Here is a 26,978-nt window from a genome sequence, read left to right as displayed (position 1 = left end):
CGCACCTCAATACAGGCCGTCATTGCCCTTGACGTCAGCGGCCTGCAGACCACCCAGACGTGCATGCAAACGCCCACGCGTGGCGAAGGCCCAGATGATGATCAACTCGTCGGCCGAGGGACCATCGCCGAACGACAGGGAAATGCTGTCGTAATGGGAGCGGACATACAGCGCGTCCTTGTGAGCCAGCGGTACGTCGATGGTCACGCCAGGCCCGCCACGCTTGCCGGTGGAGGGCACCCAGGACTTGCCACCGCCCAATGCGACACGGATCGGATCCGCCGCCGGATTGGTCAGCAACGCATTGCCGTGCTCGTACTCGCCCTGGCTGCCCACCAGGCACGCCTTGCCGTAACTGACAATCTCACGCTCGCCGGCCAGGGCCTGGATACGCCGACCAAACTCCTGGCCCAGCAAGGGTGACGGCTCTATCAACTCGGCCAGGCTTTCGCTGAAACGTCCGGCATAAGGGTTGGCGATCACCGCCCCAATGGCGTACTTGAACAGCGGCTCGCCATCGGCCAACTGGCCGGTTTCGTTGGCCAGGGTTTCCTCGACGAAGCTGTACCATTTGCGGATGTGATAACTGGCGAAATTTGCGGTCTTCATCAGACTTGCCTCTTTAAAGTGGGTCGAGATCGAAATGCCGGCTGGGGGCCCCAGCGGCCTTGAAGCGGGCCTTGCCGCGCTCGTCGTCGTGTTCGGACTCGAGGAAAAACTCCATGCGATTGCCATCGGGGTCGTTGAAGTACACGCCGTTGCCGATCTCGTGGTCAGTGATCTTCACCACCTCGACGCCCTTGTTCAGCAACATGCCGTAGAGCTTGCGCAGGGTGGTCATGTCGCCCGCGATCTCCAGCCCGTAGTGCTGCAACCCCAGGCCGCCCTGGTGAGCCCGGGCTCTGCGCGGAGCAACGCGATGTCGTGATGCTTGGCACCAAACGCCATCATGATCCAGCTTTCACCCCGGGCGCTTTCATGCATGCCCAGCACATCGGCGTACCAACGGGCCGACACTTCCGGGTCGCTCACGAACAACGACAGGTGAGTACGAACGACTTCGACTTTCATCGCGCGATACCTCAGTTTTTCTTGATGATGGATTGATGCCCGGACTTGATTTGCGCCACGGCGGGGGTCCAGAGCACATCAGCGATTTCACTGAACTCACGCCACTGCTTCTGCCAGCCGTCACCGCCATTTTCGGAGGTGAACAGATGCCCGTACTTGGTGCCGGCGACGATCTGGCGAGGGTCGGCAGGGTTCAAGGCAATCGCCCAGACACAGGAGTTGGGTTGTTGCGGCAGCGGCAGCACTTCCCAACTGAGGGCGGCATCCCGGGAAACCAGGACCTTGCTGGTGGTGCCTGGGGTGCCGTCGGAGATGCTCAGGTAGAGCGTATCCTCGCCGCCCAACGGTGCATTCATGGCGCGCACGTAATACAGACCGAAAGCTTCCCGGGCGACGATGCCGGTCCAGGTCTGCCCCTCGTCGAGGCTGCGGTAAACGGCGTTGACGCACACCACGACGATGACCTTCTGCCCATGGTTGGGCAGGACCACGATGTTGTGCACGTCCGAGTTGAAGTCCCACAACAAGCGATCATCGACACGGGTCCAGCTCTCGCCCCCGTCGCGACTGTGGAACAACCCGCCCTCTTCCAGGCCGAACCAGAGCTGGTTGCGGTCCGTCGGATCGTAGGCGAAAGCCAGCAGGCGTGGACGACTGACGCCGTCGCAGAACTCCGGGATCTCCACGGGGGCACGGTCCCAGTGCTGGCCACCGTCGAGGGTGCGCCACAGCACGGCGCGCGACGGCGCACCGGTGCCCACGAAAATACGCTGTGCATCCTGGGGATCCACCGCCACCTTCCAGACGGTCTGCCCGTTGAACGGCGAATCCACCTGCTGCCAATGGCCGCCGGTATCACGGCTGATGCACAGGCCGACGTCGGTGCCAGCGTAGATCACCTCGGGCGTAGCCGGGTGGAAACTCAGGGATCGGGTGATCGCATCGAATTCCAGGTCCTGGCCCAAGCCCAGGCGATGCCAGGTACGGCCATCGTCGGCGCTGCGGATCACCGCTTGCCCTACGGTGGCGACCAAAAGGGTTCCGTTACTCATCACTGCTGCTCCTCAAATGAAGATGCCACGGGTCAAACCGCCGTCGATGCCAATGGATTCCCCGGTCACGGCGCCCGCCTTGGGGGATGCGAGGAAACCGATCAGCCAGCCCATTTCGATGGGCGCCAGGGTGCGCCGGATCGGCGTCGCGTCGATGTAGCCCTGCTCCACCTGCTCAGGCGTCTTGCCCTGCTTGACCCCTTCGCGCTCGTACAGCTCCTGGATGTGCGGGGTGTCGACCACACCGGGGTGGATCAGGTTGACGGTGATGCCGGAAGGGCCCAGTTGGTCGGAGAGCGTCTTGGTCATGTGGGCGATGGCCAGGTTGCGCATGCCCGAGAGGACCTTGCTGCCACGCCCGGTCAAGCCACCGATGTTGATGATGCGACCGAAGCCACCGGCCTTCATGTGCGGGGTCACCGCCTTGGCGCAACGGAAATAGCCGATCACCTTGGTGTTGAGGTCCGAAAGCAATTCGTCGTCGCCGGCATGTTCGATGTCGTTGCGCACCACGCCGGACGGTGCCGCGGCGCCGTTGACCAGGATGTCGATGCGGCCGAAGTGCTTGTGGGCTGCCTCGACCATGTCGGACACCGCCGACATCTGGTTGGTGTCACAGTACAGCGGCAGCACTTCGTTGCCGGTCTCGGCGGTGATTTCCTCGGCGGCTTGCTGGAGAAACTCCATGCGCCGCGCACAGATCACCACCTTGCAACCCTCCTGGGACAAAAAGCGCGCGACTTCCTTGCCGATGCCCATACCGCCGCCGGTGACGATCGCCACGCGGCCTTGCAATTCCAGATCCATAACAGTTCCTCTTGTGATTATTCGGTTCAGGCCAGATCGACGTAGACACTTTTGGTTTCGGTGTAGGCATCGATCACGTTCTTACCCATTTCCCGACCCCAGCCGGATTGCTTGTAGCCGCCAAATGGCGAGGCCGGGTCGACGACGTTCCAGCAGTTGATCCACACCGACCCGGCCTTCAACTGCGCCGCCACGCGATGGGCGGAGCGCAAGTCACGGGTCCAGAGACCCGCCGCCAGGCCGTAAGGCGAGTCGTTGGCACGCAGCACCAATTCATCGATTTCGGTCCAGCTCATGACGGTCAGTACCGGGCCGAAGATTTCTTCCCGGGCGACACAGGCGCGCTCGGCGCGGTCGAGAAACACGCTGGGGCGGATGAAATGACCACGCTCCAGGTGGGCCGGCCGATCACCGCCGCAGATCAGTTCGGCGCCCTCTTCCTGGCCCCGTTGCAGGTAGCCACGCACCGTGCCCAATTGCCGGGCCGAAACCAGCGGGCCCATGCTGCTGGCCGGATCCAGGCCCGGCCCCAACACATGGGCGGCCGCGTGGCGCTGGAGTTCTTCAAGCACCTGATCGAGGACGCTGGCGTGCACGTACAGACGCGATCCAGCGGTGCAAACCTGGCCCTGGTTGTAGAAAATGCCATCGGCGGCGCCTTTGGCGGCCCGGACAATGTCGGCGTCCGGCAGGATGATGTTGGGGGACTTGCCCCCAGTTCCAGGGAGACCTTCTTCATGTTGCCAGTGGCCGCCTGGGCAATCAGTCGTCCCACCTGGGTCGAGCCGGTGAAGGCGATCTTGTCCACGTCCGGGTGCTGGGCCAGCGGTGCACCGGTCTGCGCACCCAGGCCAGTGAGCAGGTTGACCACCCCGGCCGGGAAACCGGCGGCCTCGATCAACTGCACCAGGCGAATGGCAACCAGGGGCGTCTGCTCGGCGGGCTTGAGCACCGCGACACAACCGGTCGCCAGCACCGGGCCGAGTTTCCACACGCACATCGTCAGCGGGAAGTTCCACGGTACGATCAACGCGCAGACGCCCACCGGCTCGCGCAAGGTGTAATTGAGCATCGGCGCGCCACTGGAGGGCGACACCGGCAGCGTGCTGCCTTCGATCTTGGTCGGCCAACCGGCGAAGTAACGAATGATGTTGGCCGCGCTGGCCGCTTCACCCCGGGCCGCGCCGATTGGCTTGCCGTTTTCCAGGGTGATCAGTTGCGCCAGCTCTTCGCGATGCTGGTCGAGCAGTTCCGCCAGGCGAAACAGCAGCAACCCGCGCTGGGCCGGGGACTGCTGTGCCCAGGTACCCGTGAAGGCCGCGCGGGCGGCAGCGACGGCGGCATCCACGTCACGTTCGCCACCTTCGGCGACTTCAGCCAGGGGGTGTTCAGTGGCCGGGTTTTCCACGGCAAACCGGCGGCCATTGGCGGCGTCCTGCCAAGTGCCGCCGATAAACAGACGCCCCGGTTGCGATAGGAACTTCTCGACTGCAGGTAACAATTGAATCGGGTTCATATCCGCTCCTTCACAGCGCCATTTCGATCAGGCAAGGACCACCGTCGGCCTTGGCGTTGGCCAAGGCGCGTTGCAACTCACCGTTGGTGTGCACAGTGCTGGCCGGCAAGCCGTAGCCCTTGGCCAGGGCCTTCCAATCGATACGTGGACGGTCCAGCACCGTCAGGCTCAGGGCCTCGGGGCCCAGCTCGGTCATGCCGAAGCGGCGCAGCTCGTTCTGCAGGATGGCGTAGCGGTGGTTGGCCGCGATCAGGATCACCACCGGCAGTTGCTCGCGGGCGATGCTCCATAAGGTCTGAATGGTGTACTGGGCACTGCCGTCCGACTGCAGGCAGAACACCTTGTTGCCACGCTCGGCCATGGCGGCGCCAAAGCCCACCGGGATGCCCTGGCCGATGGCTCCACCGGTGTTGGTCAGGACCCGATGCCGTGCGGCATGGGCCGAAGCGGTGAAGAACGGATAACCGCACGTGCCGCCTTCCACCGAAACGATGCAGTCGTCCGGCAACGATGCGGCCAGCACCTGGCCCACCGACTGCGGTGTCAACGTGGCTTCGCCGGGCGGCAGTTCGATACCGGTTGGCGTAGGCACGTAAGCCGGCGCCTCAAGCGCATCGGCCAGCGCAGTGAGTGCCCCGGCAACGTCGTCCCCCACCTCGGCCAGACACAGCAGGCGTTCACGCTCTGCCAGCCGGGAGGCAATGCCTTCGTAGCCGAAGTAGCTGATGGGCTCGGGGACGCCGGCACAGACCACCGCGTCGTATTGGTCAAGGATCTCGATGGCCACTTCCGGGAAGTAAGGCAGGCGATCCAGGTCTGGCAGGCCACCACCGCGATAACTCAAGCGCGGAAAGGTTTCGGCGAACAGGCGCACGCCTGGCAGTTGCGCCAGGCGCCCCGCCGCTTCCAGGCCGGCGACGGACAAGCCTTGGTCGCCGACGATAAACACCAGGCGCCGACCATCACGCAATGCCTGGGCGACCGCCTCGACCCGGTCACCGGCAAAACGCCGGACCGGAGCCTGCAATGCCGTGAAGGCTTTCTCGTGCTGCACGGTGTTGGCTTGCAGGTCCATCGGCAGAATCAGGCTGGCGATCTGGCCGTTGGCTTGCCAGGCGGCACGCACCGCCTCCTGGAAATCCTCACCGACGCCCGACGCCGTGCGCGAGGTCCGTACCCACTTGGAAACGCTGCCGGCCAAGGCCTGGATGTCACTGGCCAGCGGTGGATCGTAATTGACGTGCCAGGACGCGTGATCGCCGATGACGTTGACGATCGGAGTGTTGGCGCGACGCGCGTTGTGCAGGTTGGCAATGCCATTGGCAAAGCCTGGGCCGAGGTGAGTCAGGGTCATCGCCGGCTTGCCGGCAATCCGGCCGTAGCCGTCCGCCGCACCGGTGCATACCCCTTCGAACAAGGACAACACCGGTTTGAGGGCTGGCGCGCTGGCCATGGCTGCCACCAGGGGAATTTCAGTCGTTCCGGGATTGGCGAAGCAGTATTCGATACCGCTTGCCACCGCCGCCTTCACTATCAGTTGCGCACCATTCATTTCCAGCCCTCTTCATCGAGCGTTTGCAGTGGCTGAGATTTATCACACAGCACAATCGACAAAACAAGCTATTTTTCTGCATTAAAATCATATTTTGAGACTAATGCATATTTTATGAAGGCAAACGACTGAAAATCCGCTTGTATTTCTCAAGCATTGGATTACCGTGGCGACGCGCTCCTGAGCGAGTGCGCGGGCTTTTCATCAGCGCCGCGGCTACCTATAGTGCTCACCCAACGACCCCCTACGCGCCATTCCCCCCTTTAGGAGCGAAATGAGCAGTCTGAGCAAAATGCTGAGTGTGCTGGACCTTTTCGGCCCGGCCACATTGAAGATCGACCCCGAGACCATCGCCGAGCGCATGGGCCTCTCACGGGCGACCGTGTACCGCTACGTCAAGGACTTGTGCGATGCCGGCCTGCTGGTGCGCGTGGATGCCGGCAGCTACGGCCTGGGGCCACGCATCATTGAGCTGGACTGGATGATGCGGCAGTACGACCCGATCCTCGTGGCAGGCCGCGAGTTGATGCACGAGCTGTCCGACGCCACTGGCCTGGCGGTGTTCGCCAGCGTTTTCTACGACGGCCGCATCATCAACACCTACATCGCCGAACCCAGTGACACCTACCAGTTCTCATTCGGCCGCGGCCAACCACTGCCGTTTTTTCGCGGTGCGCAATCCAAGGTATTGATCGCCTTCCAAAAGGGTCGGCGCCTGCAACGCCTGTTCGAAGAACACCTGGCCAACGACCCCGACAGCGGCCATGACTGGGCAAGCTTTTCCAAGGCCACGAAAAAAATCCGCAAGGATGGCTATTGCATGACCCACGACGAACTCAACCTGGGCCTCACCGGTATCGCGGCGCCGATCGTCAACCCGGAGCTCGACGAGGTCGTGGGCAGCCTTTCGGCCGTGGGCAGCACCCACAGCTTCAAACTGCTGCGCCAGGAAACCGTGGTTGAAATGGTGATGGACACCACCCGGCGGATTGCCGAGCGTATGCATACCCAGCCTGCCGTCGGCTAGAAACCGGAGGTGCAGCCATACCAGTGCCCTGTGGCGAGGGAGCTAACCGCTCTGGGCCGAGTTTCGGGATGACTGCAGGATTTGAATTCCCCCCAAATTCCCTGTGGGAGCGAGCTTGCTCGCGATTGCGGTGGGTCAGTTGAGATGGATGTTGATGGGGCCGCCGTCATCGCGAGCAAGCTCGCTCCCACAAGGTTTTATCGAACAACTCCGGCCTCAGAACGGCACGGCCACCGTCACCTGGCTGTACACGTTGGTGCCATTGCCCGTCACTTGATTGCCTCCCGTCGTCGCATCCCGATCCGGCTTGTAGAGACCGATCAGCGGGGTGACGATCAAATGCTCGTTGACGGCCCACTCGGCATACACATCCAGCTCACGGGCATCCAGGTTCAGGGCGTTGTCTTTACGTACGGTGTTGTAATCGAAGTACAACGCACCGAGGGTCAGGTTCTCCAGCGGCGTGGCTGTCAGGCCGACATGATGAATGCCCGTGTTGCTGTTGAAGGGCCCGGCATAATTGCCCGCGACTTCACCCTGGAACCACGTGCCATAACCCGTGCTCTGCCCGGTGAACAGCGAATCCCACTTCTGCGAATAGCGGCTGTAGCGGTACGTCAGCTTGGGCGCCCAAGCGAGATCGGCAAATCTATAACCGGCCTCGGCGTACCAGGCGTTCTGCGGGCCGGCGTCCTTGTCCTGCCAGGCGTATTCGAATGCCAGGCTGGCGTTCTCGATGCCCGCGTCGCCTTCACCACGAATGCTGTAGACATCCATGCCCTTGCGTTGCTTCTGGAAGTCACTGGCCCACTGGTCGCTCACATCCAGGCCATGGATCCAGGTCAAGCCCAATGTCCCGGCCTTGGCGGTGTAGTCCAGCGTGCCAGCGGCCAGTTCGGTTTCGGCCTGGGCACGGTTGTCGGACTTGAGCCAGACCGCACTGCCATGCAGCCCCTCCTGCCCGCCCAGACGCAATACAGCGGTCTGATCGAACGCATGCCGGGCGGCCAGGTAATAGGCACCCCCGCGATTCAAGCGCCCATCGGCAGGCCCTTTACCCAGGTTCGGCCCATCATCGTTGATCAAGAATCCCCTGCCCAGCTTGACCACCTGGCGACCGCCGGAGATATCGACACCGTCCTGCCCCAACACAGGGAACAGATCGGCGGAGCGCCAGCCCAGGTAAGCGTCTTCGATCTTCGTCGTGCGCTCGCTGCCCAGTGTATTGCCGGCCGCGTCGCCATCGCCCCAGGTGGCGGAGCTGACCAGGCTGAACGCACCGTAGGCGCTGCCACGACCGGCCAGGCCCTGGTCGCCGCTGACGCCATACTTGATAAAGCCTTCGCGCCAGGTTGAACCGCCGGCCCTGCCGTCGTAGTTCTTGCGACTGTTGAAATGGCCGAACACCGCCAGCATGTCGGCGTTGAGGTGAGTGTCGTCATCGGCATACAACGCATAGGCCTGGACCTGACTCGCGGCGCAGAGCGCCAGCGTACAGGCAAGGCCACTGCCGAAAAATTCCATACGCGATAGGTTCCGCATGGCGGGAGCTCCTTGTGGTGCGCCTTCAAAGGCTGTCTTAATATTCAGGAGCCGGCGCAGCACGCTGCGCCGGCGGGTCGGGCTAGCGGCAATCTGCGAGCGCGCCGTCCAACGCACCGACCATCATGGCGGCCTCGTCGGAGGTCAGGGTCAGCGGTGGCGACATCACGATTTTGTTGCCTATCGGGCGCACCAGTACGCCGGCGCGGCGCGCCTGCTCGGCGATGCGCGAGGCCAGGCCATTGGCCGGGTCCAGCGGTTCGCGGGTGACCTTGTCCGCCACCAGGTCCACGGCGATCATCAAACCCTTGCCGCGCACTTCGCCCACCACCGCATAACGTTCGGTCAGCGGCTGCAGTTGCTCCAGCAATTGGGCCCCGACTTTCCCGGCATTGCCCGGCAAGTCCTCGGCTTCGACGATGTCCAGCACCGCCAGGGCCGCCGCACATGCCGTCGGGTGTCCGCTGTAGGTGTAACCGTGCATGATCACACTGCTGAAACCCGGACCGTTCTCGATGGCATCGGCGATACGCTGGTTGAACACCGTCGCCCCCATGGGGATGTAGCCGGCGGTGATGCCCTTGGCCAGGCACAGCACGTCGGGCGCGACGCCCCAACCTCGACTGCCGAGCATGCAGCCGGTGCGGCCGAACCCTGTGACCACTTCATCGGCGATCAACAAGATGCCGTGGCGATCACAGACTTCACGCAGCCTCTTCCAGTAATGCGCCGGCGGCACGATTACGCCACCGGCACCTTGCACCGGCTCGGCGATCAACGCGGCAATGGTCTGCGGCCCCAGCAGCGCGATCTGGTCTTCCAACTGGCGAATGCAGTGAGCCGTCAACTCCTCCGGATCGCGGCAGTCCCAGGGATTGCGGTACAGCCACGGCGTATCGAGCAGATGACAGCCGGCCAACAGCGGCCCGTGGTTGTAGTGATAGACCCCGTTGCCGCCCACGGAGGTGCCGCCCACGTGCACGCCATGGTAGCCATTGCGCAACGACAGGAAGCGCGTGCGCCCTGGCTCGCCGCTGGCGATCCAGTATTGACGGGCCATTTTCAGGGCCGTCTCGACCGCATCGGAACCGCCGGAACTGAACAGCACCCGCGCCATGTTTTCCTGGGCGAACATCGACGTCAGCCGCTCGGCCAGGTCGAACACCCGCGGATGGGCGATGCCGTCGAAGGTCTGGTAATAGGCCAATTCGTCCAGTTGCGCGGCGATGGCCGCCTTCACCGAAGGCCGGTTATGGCCCACGTTCACGTTCCAGAGGCCACCCACACCATCGAGCATGCGATGGCCCTCGATATCGGTGATGTAGTTGCCGTCGCCACGGGCGATGATCAACGTCTTGGAGCGGTTGGCTGGCGCCGAAGAACTCATCGGGTGCCAGAACTTCTTCTGCGCTGTCTTGTAGTGCTCGTACATGGTTGCAGTCCTTACTCTGTTTCACGCTTGCGTACGTACAGCAGCTGCTGGCCGGTAAACTCCAGCAGCCCTTCAAGGCCGAACTCGACGCCGAACCCGGACATCTTGCTGCCGCCAAACGGCGTATTCGGCTGGATCTGCGCATGGCAATTGACCCAGGCCATGCCACATTCCAGGCGACTGGCCAATGCCTGTGCCTGCTCGCTGTCGCGGCCCCAGACCGACCCTCCCAGGCCCATGTCGCCGGCATTGGCGCGGCGCAGGACATCCTCGACATCCTGATAGGCGATCAGGGGCAACACCGGACCGAACTGTTCTTCGTCCACCAGGCGCTGTCCGTCGGTCACATCGGCGACCAGCGTCGGCGGATAGAAAAAGCCCGGGCGGTCCAGACGGGCACCGCCGCACAACACCCGCGCCCCCTGGGCACGGGCGTCCGCCACCAGTTCCTCAACCAGTGTCAGTTGTTCGAGGTTCTGCACCGGGCCAAACGTGACCCCAGGCGCCAGGCCGTCACCCACCACCTGACGCCTGGCGATAACGGTCAGGGCCTCGGCAAAGGCCTCGTACTGGGATTGGTGGATGTACAAACGCTTGAGGGCGGCGCAGGTCTGCCCCATGTTCAGGAAGGCCGCCTGGAAAATGTCTTCGGCCACTGCCTCGACCGGCGTGCCGGGCAGCACGATGGCGGCATCGTTACCGCCCAGTTCCAGGGTCAGGCGCTTGAGGTTGCCCGCGGCGCCGCGCATCACGCTTTGGCCGGTGGCGGTCGAGCCAGTGAAGACGATCTTCTGGATGCCGGCGTGGGCAGTGATCGCGCTGCCGAAACCCTGTTCGCCGGTCACGCTATTGATCACGCCCCGAGGGACATGGCGCGCAATGATCTCCACCAGGCGCAAAGTGCTCAGCGGGGTCAGGCTCGACGGTTTGCTGATCACGCAATTGCCGGCCCGCAACGCCGGCATGATGTGCCAGACGGCGATCATAAATGGCCAGTTCCAGGGCGTGATCGATGCGACGACGCCCAACGGCTTGCGGTGCAGTTCAATGCGCTGGCTCGGGGTCTGCTCCACCAACTCCACGTGGATCTGTTGTTCGGCGGCGTAACGCGTCCAGGCCACCGCGCCCATCACCTCGGAAAACGCCAGTTCCAGCGGCTTGCCCTGCTCCAGGACAATCAGCCGGGCCAACGACTCGGCGTCCTGTTCGATGTCCGCCGCGATGCTCAGCAGGCGCTGGCGGCGATCTTCATGGCTGCTGTATCGCCATTCGATAAAGGCCGACTGCGCCGCTTCGACGGCGAGGTCCAGCTGGGCCAGGGAACCGGCCGCGCAACGGGCGAACACGCTGCCGGTCGCCGGATTGATCACATCGAAGTGGCCGTTTTCGCCGTCGACCCGGGCCCCATTGATGAGCATTTGATAATCGTGCATAACATCTTCCTTTCACGCGCGGCCGGACCGTCCCGAACGACAGCGCAATTTTTTGTGTGGTTTGACGTGGTCGCGTGGCGCCCTAGAGCTTGTGGCTGCCCAACGCCATGAACCGCTCGGGCGAGGACTTGCGCAATCGGGCGGCGAGGAATACGCCGACAATCAGCGCGGCGGGAATGACGGCGCAAAGGCCGTAGGACAACAGTTGGCTGGCGCCGGTCAGCACGTCGAAATGCATCACCGCAAGGGCCAGGACCGCCAGCAATGCCAGGCACGAAAAGCCCGGAAGAATCCGTCCACGCCAGAGCCCCAGCTTCAACTCCGGATGCGAGCGGAAATAGACCCATACCGCCGCCGAGGTCAGGGCCATGAGCAGGATCACGCACAACGTGGCCAGGTTGGAGAACCAGGCGAACAATTGCAGGATCGGATCGGCGTCCAGCGCGGCGAAGATCAGCACCACCACCGCTGCGATCAGGCTCTGCAGGACCGAGCCCATGTGCGGACTCTGGTGCACGCGATGGGTGGTGCCCAACCGGCTGTGCAGCAAACCGTCACGCCCGATGGCATAGAAATAACGCGCCGCAGCGTTGTGGAACGCCAGCAGGCCGGCGTAGATGCTGACCATGAACAGCACTCGGATGATCTGGGTCAGGTGTGGGCCGACAAAGTGATCGGACATGCCGTAGATGAACGTGGTGGGATCCTGGAGCGCCTGCAAGGTCGGTACGATCTTGTCCGCGCCTACGCCAACCACCATGGCCCAAACCGACAGGGCATAGAAACCGCCGATCAACAGCACCGAGCTGTAGGTGGCGATGGGAATCGTACGGTGCGGGTTCCTGGCCTCCTCGCCGTAGATGGTGGTGGCCTCGAAGCCGATGAACGCCGCGAAGCAGAACAGCAAGCCGATGGACGGCGTGCCGCTGAACACATGGCTGCGATCGAACGAATCGAGATTGATGCCACTGTCGCCACCGGTCTTGAGGATGGCGAAATCCAGCGTCAGGATCGCCAGGTACTCGGCAATGACCACCACCGACAGCACCCGGGCCGACAGGTCGATCTTGCGATAACCGAGAATCGCAATGCTCGCCATCGCCAGGAGCGAATACGTCCACCACGGCAAATCCAGGCCAAAGACACTGGCCATCGTGCCGCTGACCACGCCACCGAACATGCCGTACAGCCCGACCTGGAGAATGTTGTAGGCGAACATCGCCAGCACCCCCGCCGCGCCACCGGCCAGGCCACCCAAACCGCGAGAGGTGAACGCATAGAAACCACCGGCGTTGGTCATGTGCCGGGACATGGCCGTGTAGCCCGCCGAGAAGGCCAGCAACACCAACAGCGCCAGGAGCAGCAACGCCGGCGTACCCGCGCCGTTGCCCAGCATGATGCCGATGGGGAAACCGCCGGCGATGACGCTCAAGGGGCTCGCCGCCGAAATCACAAAGAAGATGATGAAGCCGACGCCCAGGGCGCCGCGCTTCAACTCCGTCGAGTTGCTGATCGGGAAAGATACACTCATTGTTCTTGACCTTATTGTATGAGGCAGTTGTTGCTGGATCGGAGACGGCCAGTTTCGCCGACGTCCAAAAGCTTATTGTTCTGCTTGCACGCTGGATTCGATGCTAGGCCCTTGCCAAAACCCTTCGCTATCCCAAAACGGCAGCATCCGAGGCGGCGCCCCAAAACAGGTCAGCCCAATGCTGTAACGCTGACCATGTCCCTGGACCAAACGACAACCTGTGGCGAGGGAGCTTGCTCCCTCGCCACAGGTTTTGTGTTTTCTTGGCGGAACCGCATTGCCCAACGCCTGGGCACAACGGCTGCCGATTCGGGATAACCGGCAAGCGCTTCCTGCCGCAAGATAGCCTCGCCCGCCGTTCAAACAGTGCGGGGCACAGAACAATAAAAATCCCTAAGCGCAGGAAAATCTCAGCATGTTCTTCGCTCGTCTCTCTATCCAATGGCGGATCACGCTCCTGAGTGGGCTGTGCCTGCTGGCCGTCGTCGGGGCATTGACCGGTACCTCCCTGTATCAGAACCAGCAAGGCGCAACGCTGCTCAAGCAGCAAAGCAGTCAACTGCTCGGGCGCTCGGCCCTGGAAGGCCTGCAGGCGCAGGGCCTGGCACACGGTCAGCGGGTGGAGCGCTTTTTCAGCGAAACCGCGATCTATGGGGAAGGTTTTGCCCAGCAGGTCCTGCAACTGCGCGCCCAGGCGTGGAACGGGCGACTGACACCGGGGCAACTGCGCCAGGACCTGATCGCCGCGACCCGCCAAGCCCTCCAGAACCGCGAAAAAGTCCTCGGCTTCTACGTGGTGCTGCTTCCCGACGCGCTGGTCGGTGAAGATGCCGGTTTCATTGGCCAGCGCGATCTGGCCGGCAACGAAAAGGGTCGCTTCGCCTTGTACTGGTCGCAAAGCCAACCCGGCCACTTGGTGCAGGAGGTGCTCAGCGAAGCCCAGATCAGCGCCAACACCGCACCACCGGGCAGCGAGCCGGCCAACGCCTGGTACGTCTGCCCGCAGACCCTGGGACGCACCTGCGTGACAGAGCCCTACGCGATCGAGGTCGAAGGCCAGAAGACGTTGATGAGCAGCATCTCCATACCGCTGCTGGACCAGGGCAACGTCATCGGCGTAGTGGGCATGGACATCAGCCTCGATACCCTCCAGCAACTGGCCGCCAGCCTGGCCAACGACCTGTATCCCGGCCACAGCGAGATCAACATTCTTTCCCCATCAGGGCAAGTTGCCGGCCATAGCGGCACGGTTGACGGCACCTCGGTCGACGTTCGGCAAGCCGTGCAAACCGCTCCCGACAATAGCCCCTGGCAATTGCAGATACGCGTACCTGAAGCGCTTGTGCAAGCGCCAGCCCTGCACATGCAAGCGCAGTTGGACGACAAGTATCGCCAGGCCAACTGGCTCAACCTCAGCCTCGGCTTGCTGGCTGCCGGCTTGGGACTGTTGCTCATCTGGCTCACCGCTTACGGCGTCACCCGGCCACTGCTGAGGGTGGCGCATATGCTCGATGCGATTGTCGAAGGCGACGGCGATCTCACCCAGCGCCTGCCCAACGACCGCCATGATGAGTTGGGCCATCTGGCCAGGGGTTTCAACCGCTTTCTCGACAAGTTGCAGCCCATTATCCGCGATATCCAGCAAGCCTCCCTGGACACCCGCAACACCGCCGATACGTCGGCGCGGGTGGCCCGGGAAGTCAGCGCCGGCATGCACACGCAGTACCGGGAAGTCGAGCTGGCAGCGACCGCCTTGCATGAAATGAGCACCAGCGCCCAGGAAGTGGCTCGCCATTCCCACCAGGCGGCCGATGCCGCCACCGTCGCCGAAAACGCAAGCCGATCGGGGCGGGAATTGTTCGCCAACGCAGTCACCAGCATCGACAGTCTCGACCGGCGCCTGGAAACCACACTCGTGCAAGTGCAGGCGCTGGCCGGCAACAGCCAACACATTGGCCAGGTGCTGGACGTGATTTGTGCCATTGCCCAACAGACCAACCTGCTGGCCTTGAATGCCGCCATCGAAGCGGCCAGGGCCGGTGAACAGGGGCGCGGCTTCGCCGTGGTGGCCGACGAAGTTCGCCATCTGGCCAGCAACACCCAGAACTCGGTCGAGCAGATACGCACAGTGATCGAAGCGTTGCAACAGTTGAGCCAGGAGGTCGTGCACAGCACCCAACTGAGCCGCGAACAGGCCAAGGACAGCGTCGCCCAAGTCGAAAAGACCCATGTGGCGTTGCAACACATCACCGACGCCGTGGAAGTGATCGAACACATGAACCAACAGATCGCCAGTGCCGCCCTGGAGCAAAGCACTGTCGTGGAAGACATCAGCCATCGCGTCAGCGACATTCGGGCAATCAGCGAAACCTTGACCAGCCGGATGCAAGAAGCGTCGCAGGCGAGCCACTCGTTGCATGCCATGGCCAACCATCAACAGCAGTTGGTGGGGCATTTTCGGATCTAGTGGCCTGTGCGCTTACACAATTTCACAGAGCACCTACAAAGCTTCACCCCTGGCATTGGCCTCGATCCCTACCATGGGCGGCTCAATATTGGGGAAGCACCATGTCCAAGATTCCTTTCGTCACACTGGGCTTGTTGGTCGGCGCGCTGCTGCTCAGTGGCTGTGATAGCGCTTCGAACCCGCAAGCCTCCGCCCCCCTGGCAAGCGTGCGTGTCGAAACGGTCCAGGCCCGGCCGCTGTCGATCAGCAACGAGTTGAGCGGCCGGATCGCCGCGCCACGGGTCGCCGAAGTCCGGGCACGGGTCGCCGGCGTGGTCTTGCAGCGGGTGTTTCACGAAGGCCGCGACGTCAAACAGGGCGAGGTGCTGTTTCGCATCGATCCGGCACCGTTCAAGGCCGACCTGGACAGTGCCGAGGCGGCGTTGCGCAAGGCCGAGGCCAATGCGTTCCAGGCCCGCTTGCAGGCACAACGTTATGCCCAGTTGATCGATGACAAGGCGATCAGTGGCCAGGACTACGACAACGCCAGGGCCAACGTGCGCCAGACGGCCGCGGACGTCGCCGCCAACAAGGCCGCGGTGGAACGGGCGAAACTGAACCTCGGGTATGCCACGGTGACCGCGCCGATATCCGGGCGCATCGGCCGCGCCCTGGTGACGGAAGGTGCTTTGGTGGGGCAGAACGAAAGCACGCCGTTGGCGTTGATCCAGCAACTGGACCCGATCCACGCCGACCTCACGCAATCGACCCGCGAACTCAATGACCTGCGCCGCGCCTTTCGCGCAGGGCAACTGCAAGCGGTCGGCCAGGGTCAGGCCAAGGCCACCTTGATCCAGGACGACGGCAGCCCTTATCCGCTGCCCGGCAAGTTGCTGTTCACCGACCTCAGCGTCGACCCGAGCACCGGCCAGATCACCCTGCGCAGCGAGTTCCCCAACCCCGACCTGGACCTGCTGCCGGGCAGTTTCATCCGCGTGCGCCTGGAACAGGCGGTCAACAGCCAGGGCATCACCGTGCCGCAACGGGCCATCTTGCGCGACAGCGCCGGCATCGCCCAGGTGTTGCTGCTGGACGCCGAGCAGAAGGTCAGCCAGCAACCAGTGCAACTGGGCGCCGCGCAAAACGATCGCTGGGTCGTCACCCACGGTTTGAAACCCGGCGACCGCATCGTCATCGAAGGCCTGCAACACGCCCGTCCCGGCGAGCACGTCCGGATCGACGACTCTCCACTCCCCCTCGCCCAGGTTCCCGGGCCACAGGCAGGACACTAAGCCATGCCGCAATTTTTCATCGACCGTCCGGTATTCGCCTGGGTCGTCGCCTTGTTCATCTTGTTGTCCGGTGTCCTGGCCATCCCACAACTGCCGGTGGCGCAATACCCGGTGGTGGCGCCGCCACAAATCGAGATCTACACCGTCTACCCGGGCGCCTCGGCGCAAACCGTGGACGAAAGCGTGGTCAGCCTGATCGAGGCAGAACTCAACGGCGCCGACAACCTGCTGTATTTCGAATCCCAGAGCAGCCTGGGCAGCGCCACCATCACCGCGACCTTCCAACCCGGGACCAACCCGGAACTGGCCCAGGTCGACGTGCAGAACCGCCTCAAGGCGGTGGAGTCGCGCCTGCCGCAAGCGGTCACGCAGCAGGGCCTGCAAGTGGACAAAGTCTCCGCCGGCTTCCTGCTGCTGATCACCCTTACCTCCAGCGACGGCAAGCTCGACGACGTGGCCCTCAGCGATTACCTGGCGCGCAACGTGATGAACGAGATCAAGCGCCTGGACGGTGTCGGCAAGGCCCAGCTGTACGGGGCCGAGCGCGCCATGCGGATCTGGATCGACCCGCAGAAACTCGTCGGCTTCAACCTGACCCCGGCCGATGTCAATGCCGCCATCGTGGCGCAGAACGCCCAGGTGTCGGCAGGCAGCCTGGGGGAATTGCCGAGCCGCAGCACCCAGGAAATCACCGCGACCATCGTCGTCAAAGGCCAGCTCAACACGCCGCAAGAGTTCGCCGACATTGTGCTCAAGGCCAATCCCGATGGCTCGACGGTGCGCATCGCCGACGTGGCACGGGTGGAGATCGGCAGCCAGGAATACCAGTTTTCCACACGCCTGAACGGCAAGCCGTCCACCGCGGTGGCGGTGCAACTGTCGCCGGGCGCCAATGCCTTGAACACCGCGACCCTGGTACGCAACAAAATGGACGAGCTGTCGCGCTACTTCCCGGCCGGCGTGGCGTACAAGATTCCCTACGACACCTCGCCGTTCGTCAAGGTCTCGATCACCAAGGTGATCTACACCCTCGGCGAGGCGATGTTGCTGGTGTTCGCGGTGATGTTCCTGTTCCTGCAGAACATCCGCTACACCCTGATCCCGACCCTGGTGGTGCCGGTGGCATTGATGGGTACCTTCGCGACGATGCTCGCGCTGGGGTTCTCGATCAACGTGCTGACCATGTTCGGCATGGTGCTGGCCATCGGTATCCTGGTGGACGATGCCATCGTCGTGGTGGAGAACGTCGAGCGGATCATGGCCCAGGAAGGCTTGTCGCCCAAGGAGGCCACGCGCAAGGCCATGGGGCAGATCACCGGTGCGATCATCGGCATCACGCTGGTGCTGGTGGCGGTGTTCATTCCGATGGCGTTCATGCAGGGCTCGGTGGGGGTGATCTACCAGCAATTCTCGCTGTCGATGGCTACCTCGATCCTGTTCTCGGCCTTTCTCGCCCTGACCTTGACCCCGGCGCTTTGCGCGACCTTGCTCAAACCGATCGCCCAAGGTGATCACCACGCCAAAAGCGGCTTCTTCGGCTGGTTCAACCGTGGCTTCGACCGCTTCGGCGACCACTATCAGGGGTGGGTGGCCTATGCGGTGAAACGCAGCGGCCGTTATCTGCTGATCTACGGCGTGCTGCTGGTGGGCATGGGCCTGTTGTTCAGTCGCCTGCCCTCCTCGTTCCTGCCGGTGGAAGACCAGGGCTACACCATCACCGACATCCAGCTGCCACCGGGTGCGAGCAAAAACCGGACGGTGCAGGTGGTGGAGCAGATCGAAGCCCACAACGCCGGCGAGCCGGGGGTCGGCGACAGCACGATCATTCTCGGTTTCAGCTTTTCCGGCAGCGGGCAGAACGCAGCCCTGGCCTTCACCACCCTCAAGGACTGGTCGCAACGCGGCGCCGAGGATTCGGCGGCGTCGATTGCCGACCGCGCCAACCTGGCCCTGGGTCAAATCAAGGATGCCATGGCGTTCTCGGTGCTGCCGCCGCCCGTGGATGGCCTGGGCACCTCCAGCGGTTTCGAGTTCCGTTTGCAGGACCGTGGCGGACTCGGCCATGCCACCTTGATGCAGGCCCGCAGCGAATTGCTCGCCGCCGCCGAAAAAAGCCCGATGCTGATGAATGTGCGCGAAAGCGCCCTGGCGGAAGCGCCGCAGGTGCAACTGGAGGTCGACCGCAAGCAGGCCAATGCCCTGGGCATTTCCTTTGCCGATGTCGGCAGCGTGTTGTCCACGGCGGTGGGTTCGGCCTACATCAACGACTTCCCCAACCAGGGGCGGATGCAGCGGGTGGTGGTCCAGGCCGAGGGCGACCAGCGCAGCCAGGTCGAGGATCTGCTGAAGATCCACGTGCGCAACAACAGCGGGAAAATGGTCCCGTTGTCGGCATTCGTCCAGGCCCGCTGGACCCAGGGGCCGGCGCAATTGACCCGCTATAACGGTTATCCGGCGGTGAGCATTTCCGGCGAACCGGCACCGGGCTACAGCACCGGACAAGCCATGGCCGAAATCGAACGGCTGGTGGCCCTGGGGCCGACAGGCCTGGGCCAGGAATGGACCGGGTTGTCCTTGCAGGAACGCTTGTCCGGCAGCCAGGCACCGATCCTGTTGGGCCTGTCGTTGCTCGTGGTGTTCCTGTGCCTGGCGGCGCTGTACGAGAGCTGGTCGATCCCGACCTCGGTGCTGCTGGTGGTGCCACTGGGTGTGCTTGGCGCGGTACTGGCCGTGTCGTTGCGCGGCATGCCCAACGACGTGTTCTTCAAGATCGGGTTGATCACCATCATCGGCCTGTCGGCGAAGAACGCGATCCTGATCATCGAGTTCGCCAAGAGCCTGTACGACGAAGGCCACGACTTGATCGACGCCACACTCCAGGCCGCACGCCTGCGCCTGCGACCGATCATCATGACCTCGCTGGCATTCATCCTCGGGGTGGTACCGCTGGCGATTGCCACCGGTGCCAGCTCGGCGAGCCAGCAGGCCATCGGCACCGGGGTGATCGGCGGGATGATCACCGCCACGCTGGCGGTGGTGTTCGTGCCGGTGTTTTTCGTGGTGGTGATGAAGCGTGTCAGGCGGGTTGATCCAAAGTGAGGCCCGGCCGGGCCAGCGCTATCGCGAGCAAGCTGAACTGGTCAACTAATTTTGGACACCAGTTACGGTTTCATGCTGCCAGTTTCTCCATAGCTACCGGCGACCGGTAGTCGTTGTAGCTATGGAGTCTGACGTTGTTGTAACGCATCACATAACGCTGCACATCCACGCGGGCTTCATGCTCCGAGCTGTAGCCATCTTCTGGCACCCACTCTGACTTCAGGCTCCCAAAGAAACGCTCCATCGGGGCGTTGTCCCAGCACTCACCTTTGCGACTCATGCTTTGCAGGAGTCCATGCTTGCGCATTTCATTCCTGAATTTGTGGCTGGTGTATTGGCAGCCTTGATCGGAATGAAACAGCACCTCTTTTGGGCAACCTCGCAATTGCACCGCCATTCGCAACGCTTCGCAGGTCAGCGAGGCATCGGAAATCATTGAAAACGACCAGCCCACGATCCGGCGAGCAAACAGATCCAGCACCGCCGCGAAATACATCCAGCGCTTGCCGACCTTGATGTACGTCACATCGCCACACCACACCTGGTTGATCGCCGTGACATCAAACTTGCGCTTGAGCACGTGCGGCGCCACCAACGCTTCCACGCCGGAAGATTTGTACCTGTGCCGCCGGCGCTGACGACTGGCAACACCGGCTTCGCGCATCAAGCTGCGAGCCATATGCCGCCCGACACGATGTCCCTTTGCTTGCAGCTCCTTGGAAAGGGTGCGAGACCCCGCGGATGCTCTGGACTCCTTGTGATGCTCGACCAGCACGGCTTTAAGTTTCTCCCGCTCGGGCTTCACTTTGCCTTGGCGCTGACGCCAGGCGTAAAAGCTGCTGCGGTTGACTCCAAACGCCCGACAGCAATTGTTAACGCCGTACTGCTCGTCCAGCTCATTGATCAACGAGAATGATCTTTGGAGTCCAAAAGCAGGAGAGCACTGGCCTTTTTTAGGATTTCAATGTCCAGGTCTTTTTGCCTGAGCAACGCTTTGAGCTGCTGAATTTCACGCTGATCAGCGGTAATCGCCTTGGCGCCCACCGGGGTCGAACCCAAGCGTTCCTTGCGAACCTGATCGACCCAGCGGCGAAGCGCCGTGGGCCCAATATCCAGGCTGGCGCAGACTTCGGGAACCGACTGTCCCTCGTCCAGCACCATGCTGGCCGCTTTGAGTTTGAACTCACTGGAGTAAGATTTACGCATAACCAAAACACCTCAGATTTGGGCGCCATCATAGCGCCCGATTGAAGTGTCCAAAATCATTAGGCCAGTTCAAGCTCGCTCCCACAGGGGGATTGGTAAGGCATCAATATGTGTAGCGCCTCGGAACAGTGTGGGAGCGAGCCTGCTCGCGATGGCGTCTGGTCAGTTGAATGGATGCCGGCAGACACACCGCTATCGCGAGCAAGCTCGCTCCCACAGGGGGATTGGTAAGGCATCAATATGTGTAGCGCCTCGGAACAGTGTGGGAGCGAGCTTGCTCGCGATGGCGTCTGGTCAGTTGAATGGATGCCGGCAGACACACCGCTATCGCGAGCAAGCCCGCTCCCACAGGGGCCTGAGGGGGCAGCGAGCCCTGCGATCAGTCCGCCTGCACCGTGACCTGACGCTGTTCGCCCAAGCCCTCGATCCCCAGGCGGATGGTCTGGCCCGGCCGCAGGAACACCGGGGCGGGCTTGATGCCCAAGCCGACGCCGGGTGGCGTGCCGGTGGAGATCACATCCCCCGGTTGCAGGCTCATGCAGCGGCTCAGGTAGGCAATCAGTTGCGGCACGCTGAAGATCAGCGTTCGGGTATTGCCGTTCTGATAGCGGTGTCCGTCAACCTCCAGCCACAGATCCAGCGTATGCGGGTCGGCGATTTCATCCCGGGTCACCAGCCAGGGGCCAAGAGGGCCGAAGGTGTCGAAGCCCTTGCCCTTGTCCCAGGTGCCGCCGCGCTCCAGTTGCCACTCGCGCTCGGACACATCGTTGATGACGCAGTAGCCGGCGACATGTTCCATGGCATTGGCTTCGTCGATGTAGCGCCCGCCTTTACCGATGACCACGCCCAGCTCGACTTCCCAATCAGTCTTGAGGGAGCCGCGCGGGATCTGGATATCGTCGTTCGGCCCGCAGATGGCACTGGTCCATTTGTTGAAGATGATCGGCTCTTTCGGCACCTCCATGTTCGACTCGGCCGCATGGTCGGCGTAGTTCAGGCCGATGCAGATGAATTTGCCGACCTGGCCGACGCAGGCACCGATACGCGGCTGGCCGGCAACGAGCGGCAGGCTGCGCGGGTCGAGGGCGGCGAGCGCTGCCAGGCTGTCCGCGCCCAGGACCTGCCCGGTGATGTCCGGCACATGGCCGGAGAGATCGCGCAGCTGATTGTCGGTATCCAACAGCCCGGGTTTTTCCGAGCCTTTTTCGCCGTAGCGCAATAGTTTCATGTCGTGCTCCTGCTCAAGTGAAGACCGGGGTTCAGATGCTCATGCCACCGTCGATGACGTGAATGGCACCCGTGGTGTAGGCCGATGCATCGCTGCCCAGGTACACCGCCAACTGGGCGATCTCTTCAGTGCTGCCGATGCGTCCCATGGGCTGACGGTCGAGGAATTGCCGGTAGACCTGCGCCTCATCGACGCCCTGTTGCACGGCCTGCTCGGCGATGCGCTGGCGCAGCGAAGGCGAGTCCACGGTGCCCGGGCAGATCGCGTTGCAACGGATGCCCTGGTTGACGAAGTCGATGGCGACAGCCTTGGTCAGGCCCACCACCGCCGCCTTGCTGGTGGCATAGGCGAAGCGATTGGGCACACCCTTGACGCTGGAGGCCACCGACGACATGTTGATGATCGAGCCGCCGCCACGGGCCAGCATGCCCGGCAAAAACGCGTGGATCATCCGATACATGGCCGTGACATTGAGGTCCATCGAACGCGCCCAGGCCGCTTCGTCGCATTGCAGTATGTTGCCGCTGTGCACGTAGCCTGCGCAGTTGAACAGCACGTCGAGCCCGCCGATGCGCTCGCAGGCGGCGCTAATGGCAGCGGTCGAGGTGACATCCAGGGACATGGCGGTGACCTCTTCGATCCCCGCCAGTGCATAGATATCGATGTCCGTGGCGATCACCTCGGCCCCAGCCCGGGCGAAGGCAATGGCGCTGGCCAAGCCAATGCCCTGCCCCGCTGCCGTCACCAGCACGCGCTTGTTCTGCAGGTTCATGCGGCCTCCAGTTGCGCTGCCGTGGCGGCGTGCTTGGGGGTCCTGCCGAGCATCGAAGCGGGGATGGCCAGGATCAGCCCGCCGCTGACCAAAAGACACAAGGCCAGTACATAAGTGCCGTTGTTGATGTTGCCCGTGAGGGTTTCGGCCACGGCAGTGATCATCGAGCCGGTAAAGCCCGACAAGTTGCCGATGGCGTTGATCATGCCGATGCCGGCTGCGGCAGCGACCCCCGACAGCACGGTGCCCGGCAGGGTCCAGAAAATCGGCATCAGGCTGAGGATCCCCGAAGCGGAGACGCTGAGAAAGAGCACGGACAACACCAGGTTGTCAGCGAAGAAGGCACTGAGGATCAGGCCGACGCCGCCAATGAACGCCGGGATCGCCGCGTGCAAGCGCCGCTCACCGGTGCGGTTGGAGTGCCGAGCGTTGAGCAGCATCGCCACCACCGCCACCGAATAAGGGATGGCGGTGAGCAAACCGATGTGCAAGCTGTTGGTGATGCCGGTGCTCTTGATGATCGAAGGCATCCAGAACGCCAGGCCATAGAAACCGGTGTTGAAGGTCAGCAGGATCAATACCAGCAACCACACCCGCGGGTTGAAGAACACTTCGCTCAAGCGCGTGGCCTTGCCCTGGTTGTCGGTTTGCAGATTGGCCTTGAGCAGGGCTTTTTCCGCGACCGTCAGCCATTTGGCTTTGTCGATGTTGTCGGCCAGGCAGACGATCACCACGAACGCCATGATGATCGATGGAATGCCTTCGATGAGCAGCATCCATTGCCAGCCGGACAGGCCATGCACCCCTTGCATGCTGTTCATCAGCCAGCCGGAAAGTATGCCGCCCAGGGTCAGGCTGACGGGCAGCGCCAGCAGGAACCCGGACATCACCCGGCTCTGCCGGTGGGTCGGAAACCAGTAGTTGAGGTAGAGGATCACGCCAGGGAAAAAGCCCGCTTCGCAGATGCCCAACAGGAAGCGCAGCACATAGAACATCGTGCTCGATTCGATGTGGAAGAAAGCCGCCAGCGGTACGGTGTAGGCCACGGCCATGGAGATCACCGCCCAACTGAGCATGATCCGGGCGATCCAGAACCGTGCGCCAAAGCGATGCAGCAACAGGTTGCTGGGCACTTCGAAGAGGAAATAGCCCCAGAAAAACATACTGGCGCCCAAGGCATACACCGTGTTGCTGAATTGCAGCTCGTTGAGCATGTCGAGCTTGGCGAACCCGATGTTCACACGATCGAGGTACGCCGCCATGTAGCACAACAGCAACACGGGCAGGATCCGCCAGATCACCTTGCGGTAGGTCCGGTCTTCGAAATCCAGCTGGCCGGCTTGTGCCTGGGCGGGCAACGGCTCGGAGATGGTTTGCATGAGGTAACCCCTGATTGTTTTTATTGGGTCACGTCGAATGAGTGACTCATCCGGCGATTGAACGAGGACTCTACTGTCGGGAATCGATTCTTTCCCAATGGCATTTTTGGATTAGTCGATAACGTATTGTTATCGAGGCTTGGGTTTGGCAAGGGGGCTACTGCGTAGCCCAGCGGGAGCAAGCTCCCTCGCCACAGGGTTCAGTGCAGGCTGATCCGCCGCCATCGCGAGCAAGCTCGCTCCCACAGGAGGCGGGAGTGTCGCGGATCTTTCAGTCAACACGAAACAACGGTGGGAGCGAGCTTGCTCGCGATGGCGGCGGCACACTCAACCGCTCAGACGGGCGTTGTCCTTGAGAATCTCGGCGAACTCCAGCGCCGCGCCCACCAGCGGTTCGTCCTTTCGCGTGAGGATGCCGTAGTCCTGGGGCACCAGGTGCAGCGGGGTATCGAGGGTCTTGAGCTGGCCGCTGTCGAGCAGCGGATCGACCATGGCATTGGGCAGCATGCCGATCATGGGCCCGCGTTGCAGCACCTGGAGGAAGGTCTGCATGGAAATGGTGTCGATGGTATTGCGCGGCATTCCCACCCCGGCCTCGGCGAAGGCCAGTTCCATGCGTGCACGGATCGGCGTGCCGACCGGGTAGAGAATCCACGGCAGGTCCACCAGTTGCTGCAGGGAGGTCGGCCCGGCGTTCGCCAGGGGATGGCGGTCATTGACCACGATGCAGAACGGTTCCGGGGCCAGGGGCTGGAAGTCGTAGCGCTGTTGCTGGCTTTGCTCGGTAAACCTGGCTACCGCCAGATCGAGTTTTTTCTCTTCAAGCATCTTCATCAGATGGTTGCTGGTCTGCTCCACCACCTCGATGGACAGCAAGGGCCAGCGTTGCTTGATCTGCAGGATCGCCTCAGGCAAGGCCACCGCCGTCGCGGCAAAGATACCGCCGACCTTGAGGTAGCCATGGCCACCTTCGCGCAGGCTGCTGATTTGCTCGACGAACGAACGGGCATCGTTCAAGGCGATCTGCGCGTAACGCAGTACGTGCTCACCCAATGCGGTGGGCGGCATGCTCCGGGAGCGGCGCTCGAACAGGGCGAAGCCGAGCAGGCTTTCGATTTCCTTGAGCATCTTGCTCACGGCGGGCTGGCTGAGGTTCATCTGCTCGGCCGCCAGATGCATGTTGCAGGTTCGCCCCAAGGTATCGATCAACAGCAGATGGCGGAATTTGAGCCAGCCGCAGAAGCTGGAGAAAGACAGATCGGACATGGGCAATCCTCGACGATGCAATAACCGGACGTTATCAGATACTGAATATATCTCATTGGAGTTCATCAACCGCGGGCCCTAGCTTGAAAGCTTTACGAACCCGGAAGACTGCCCATGTCACTGATGCTTACTCCCGAGAACACCCTGCCCGTCGATGGCGTCGCCGGCACCCTCATCGGTCGTGCCTGGGTGCCTGGCCGTGTCGCCGGACCTTCACCCGTCGTGTTGCGCAGCGATGGGGTGTTCGACCTGTCGGACCGTTTCGCGACCTTGAGCGATTTGCTGGAAACGTCCTCACCGTTGGCGGAAGTCAGGCAAACGCCCGGCATTTTCATCGCCAGCGTCGAAGCGCTGCTGGCCAACACCGGCATTCATGCCGACCCGGCCAAGCCATTTCTGTTGCCGCCGCTGGACTTGCAAGTGATCAAGGCCGCCGGCGTGACCTTCGCCGCCAGCATGATCGAGCGAGTGATCGAGGAACAGGCCGGCGGCGACGCGGCAAGGGCCGAGGCGGTACGCGCCACCGTGCACAGCGTGATCGGCGATAACCTGCGGGCGATCGTGCCGGGTTCCGAGCAAGCCATGCGCCTGAAAGCCTTGCTCATCGAACAGGGCATGTGGTCGCAGTACCTGGAAGTCGGCATCGGCCCGGATGCGGAGATCTTCACCAAGGCACCGATCCTGTCCGCCGTGGGCAGCGGCAGCCAAATTGGCATTCATCCGGTATCGCAATGGAACAACCCGGAACCGGAAGTGGTGCTGGCGGTAAACAGCCGTGGCCAGATCCACGGCGCCACCCTGGGCAACGATGTCAACCTGCGAGACATCGAAGGTCGCAGCGCGCTGTTGCTGAGCAAGGCCAAGGACAACAATGCGTCCTGCGCCATCGGGCCGTTCATTCGCCTGTTCGACGAACACTTCAGCCTGGATGACGTACGCGCCTGCGTGGTCGACCTCCAGGTACAAGGCGAAGATGGCTACCGCCTGCACGGTTCGAGCTCCATGAGCCAGATCAGCCGTGACCCACAGGACCTGGCAAGCCAGACACTCAACGCCAACCACCAATATCCGGATGGCTTTGTGCTGTTTCTCGGTACCCTGTTCGCCCCCACCGAAGACCGCGACCATCCCGGCAGCGGTTTCACCCACAAGCGCGGGGACCGGGTCAGCATCAGCAGCCCCTTGCTCGGCAGCCTGCATAATGAGGTGACCCACAGCTGCGACGCCGCCCCCTGGACCTTTGGCGTCAGCGCCTTGTTGCGCAACCTCGCTGCCCGCGGACTGCTGGGCCGCTGACGCTACGACCGTGACCGATTCATCCAATTAC

General features: G+C 62.6%; 19 protein-coding genes and 3 pseudogenes. 6 read left to right on the top strand and 16 right to left on the bottom strand.

The window, feature by feature from the left end; translation table 11 throughout:
• Nucleotides 1-6 precede the first annotated feature (6 nt).
• From ACZ5M5_RS13315 to ACZ5M5_RS13290, 6 genes and pseudogenes are all read right to left on the bottom strand, one after another.
• Entirely contained in the window at nucleotides 7-609 is a 603-nt protein-coding gene (locus ACZ5M5_RS13315; protein WP_060742715.1) for an amino acid synthesis family protein, read from the bottom strand.
• Nucleotides 610-622: 13 nt separating this feature from the next.
• A pseudogene (locus tag ACZ5M5_RS13310) lies at nucleotides 623-1,071 on the bottom strand (VOC family protein).
• A gap of 11 nt (nucleotides 1,072-1,082) precedes the next feature.
• A complete protein-coding gene (locus tag ACZ5M5_RS13305) occupies nucleotides 1,083-2,123 on the bottom strand; it encodes a VPS10 domain-containing protein (RefSeq protein WP_464739187.1) in 1,041 nt (346 codons plus the stop codon).
• A gap of 12 nt (nucleotides 2,124-2,135) precedes the next feature.
• A complete protein-coding gene (locus tag ACZ5M5_RS13300) occupies nucleotides 2,136-2,930 on the bottom strand; it encodes an SDR family NAD(P)-dependent oxidoreductase (protein WP_060742718.1) in 795 nt (264 codons plus the stop codon).
• 26 nt (nucleotides 2,931-2,956) lie between these two features.
• Nucleotides 2,957-4,446 (bottom strand): annotated as a pseudogene (locus ACZ5M5_RS13295) (aldehyde dehydrogenase family protein).
• A gap of 10 nt (nucleotides 4,447-4,456) precedes the next feature.
• Complete coding sequence (locus ACZ5M5_RS13290; RefSeq protein WP_060742720.1) at nucleotides 4,457-5,998, bottom strand: acetolactate synthase large subunit; 1,542 nt, start codon at nucleotides 5,996-5,998, stop codon at nucleotides 4,457-4,459.
• Between the two features lie 274 nt (nucleotides 5,999-6,272).
• Here ACZ5M5_RS13290 and ACZ5M5_RS13285 point away from each other — a divergent pair, with 274 nt between their 5' ends.
• Nucleotides 6,273-7,025, top strand: coding sequence for an IclR family transcriptional regulator (locus ACZ5M5_RS13285; protein ID WP_060742721.1), 753 nt, complete (start codon nucleotides 6,273-6,275; stop codon nucleotides 7,023-7,025).
• Nucleotides 7,026-7,241: 216 nt separating this feature from the next.
• Here ACZ5M5_RS13285 and ACZ5M5_RS13280 read toward each other — a convergent pair whose 3' ends face one another.
• From ACZ5M5_RS13280 to ACZ5M5_RS13265, 4 genes are all read right to left on the bottom strand, one after another.
• Entirely contained in the window at nucleotides 7,242-8,567 is a 1,326-nt protein-coding gene (locus ACZ5M5_RS13280; protein ID WP_464739186.1) for an alginate export family protein, read from the bottom strand.
• 82 nt (nucleotides 8,568-8,649) lie between these two features.
• Entirely contained in the window at nucleotides 8,650-9,999 is a 1,350-nt protein-coding gene (locus tag ACZ5M5_RS13275) for an aminotransferase class III-fold pyridoxal phosphate-dependent enzyme (protein WP_060742723.1), read from the bottom strand.
• 11 nt (nucleotides 10,000-10,010) lie between these two features.
• Nucleotides 10,011-11,432: an aldehyde dehydrogenase family protein gene (locus ACZ5M5_RS13270; RefSeq protein WP_464739185.1), complete on the bottom strand. Its 1,422-nt coding sequence runs from the start codon at nucleotides 11,430-11,432 to the stop codon at nucleotides 10,011-10,013.
• Between the two features lie 82 nt (nucleotides 11,433-11,514).
• The gene (locus ACZ5M5_RS13265; protein WP_464739184.1) at nucleotides 11,515-12,963 is read right to left on the bottom strand and encodes an APC family permease; all 1,449 of its coding nucleotides are present in this window, start codon (nucleotides 12,961-12,963) and stop codon (nucleotides 11,515-11,517) included.
• A 415-nt stretch (nucleotides 12,964-13,378) separates the two neighbouring features.
• Between ACZ5M5_RS13265 and ACZ5M5_RS13260 the strand changes: the two are divergent.
• The 4 genes and pseudogenes from ACZ5M5_RS13260 to ACZ5M5_RS13245 form a co-directional block, all read left to right on the top strand.
• A pseudogene (locus ACZ5M5_RS13260) lies at nucleotides 13,379-14,572 on the top strand (PDC sensor domain-containing protein); the annotation flags it as partial.
• 102 nt (nucleotides 14,573-14,674) lie between these two features.
• Nucleotides 14,675-15,430: a methyl-accepting chemotaxis protein gene (locus ACZ5M5_RS13255; RefSeq protein ID WP_464739365.1), complete on the top strand. Its 756-nt coding sequence runs from the start codon at nucleotides 14,675-14,677 to the stop codon at nucleotides 15,428-15,430.
• A gap of 101 nt (nucleotides 15,431-15,531) precedes the next feature.
• Nucleotides 15,532-16,701, top strand: coding sequence for an efflux RND transporter periplasmic adaptor subunit (locus tag ACZ5M5_RS13250; protein WP_060742727.1), 1,170 nt, complete (start codon nucleotides 15,532-15,534; stop codon nucleotides 16,699-16,701).
• Nucleotides 16,702-16,704: 3 nt separating this feature from the next.
• Complete coding sequence (locus ACZ5M5_RS13245; RefSeq protein WP_060742728.1) at nucleotides 16,705-19,800, top strand: efflux RND transporter permease subunit; 3,096 nt, start codon at nucleotides 16,705-16,707, stop codon at nucleotides 19,798-19,800.
• A 70-nt stretch (nucleotides 19,801-19,870) separates the two neighbouring features.
• Here ACZ5M5_RS13245 and ACZ5M5_RS13240 read toward each other — a convergent pair whose 3' ends face one another.
• From ACZ5M5_RS13240 to ACZ5M5_RS13215, 6 genes are all read right to left on the bottom strand, one after another.
• Nucleotides 19,871-20,707, bottom strand: coding sequence for an IS3 family transposase (locus tag ACZ5M5_RS13240; RefSeq protein WP_464737817.1), 837 nt, complete (start codon nucleotides 20,705-20,707; stop codon nucleotides 19,871-19,873).
• Entirely contained in the window at nucleotides 20,704-20,961 is a 258-nt protein-coding gene (locus tag ACZ5M5_RS13235; RefSeq protein WP_237140769.1) for a transposase, read from the bottom strand. The genes ACZ5M5_RS13240 and ACZ5M5_RS13235 overlap by 4 nt, the downstream gene beginning before the upstream one ends.
• Before the next feature lie 424 nt (nucleotides 20,962-21,385).
• Nucleotides 21,386-22,234, bottom strand: coding sequence for an ureidoglycolate lyase (locus ACZ5M5_RS13230; protein WP_103308357.1), 849 nt, complete (start codon nucleotides 22,232-22,234; stop codon nucleotides 21,386-21,388).
• A 31-nt stretch (nucleotides 22,235-22,265) separates the two neighbouring features.
• Nucleotides 22,266-23,006 (bottom strand): SDR family oxidoreductase, encoded by a 741-nt coding sequence (locus ACZ5M5_RS13225; RefSeq protein WP_464739183.1) that lies wholly within the window; start codon nucleotides 23,004-23,006, stop codon nucleotides 22,266-22,268.
• On the bottom strand, nucleotides 23,003-24,385 hold the full coding sequence (locus tag ACZ5M5_RS13220) for an MFS transporter (protein ID WP_103308359.1): 1,383 nt from the start codon (nucleotides 24,383-24,385) through the stop codon (nucleotides 23,003-23,005). The genes ACZ5M5_RS13225 and ACZ5M5_RS13220 overlap by 4 nt, the downstream gene beginning before the upstream one ends.
• 327 nt (nucleotides 24,386-24,712) lie before the next feature.
• Nucleotides 24,713-25,651, bottom strand: coding sequence for a LysR family transcriptional regulator (locus ACZ5M5_RS13215; protein WP_060742732.1), 939 nt, complete (start codon nucleotides 25,649-25,651; stop codon nucleotides 24,713-24,715).
• A 114-nt stretch (nucleotides 25,652-25,765) separates the two neighbouring features.
• Here ACZ5M5_RS13215 and ACZ5M5_RS13210 point away from each other — a divergent pair, with 114 nt between their 5' ends.
• Nucleotides 25,766-26,947, top strand: a complete 1,182-nt coding sequence (locus ACZ5M5_RS13210; RefSeq protein ID WP_464739182.1) for a fumarylacetoacetate hydrolase family protein — start codon at nucleotides 25,766-25,768, stop codon at nucleotides 26,945-26,947.
• Nucleotides 26,948-26,978: the final 31 nt, after the last annotated feature.

Source organism: Pseudomonas sp. Van50 (assembly GCF_055390755.1).
This window is presented reverse-complemented; position numbering and strand designations above follow the sequence as displayed.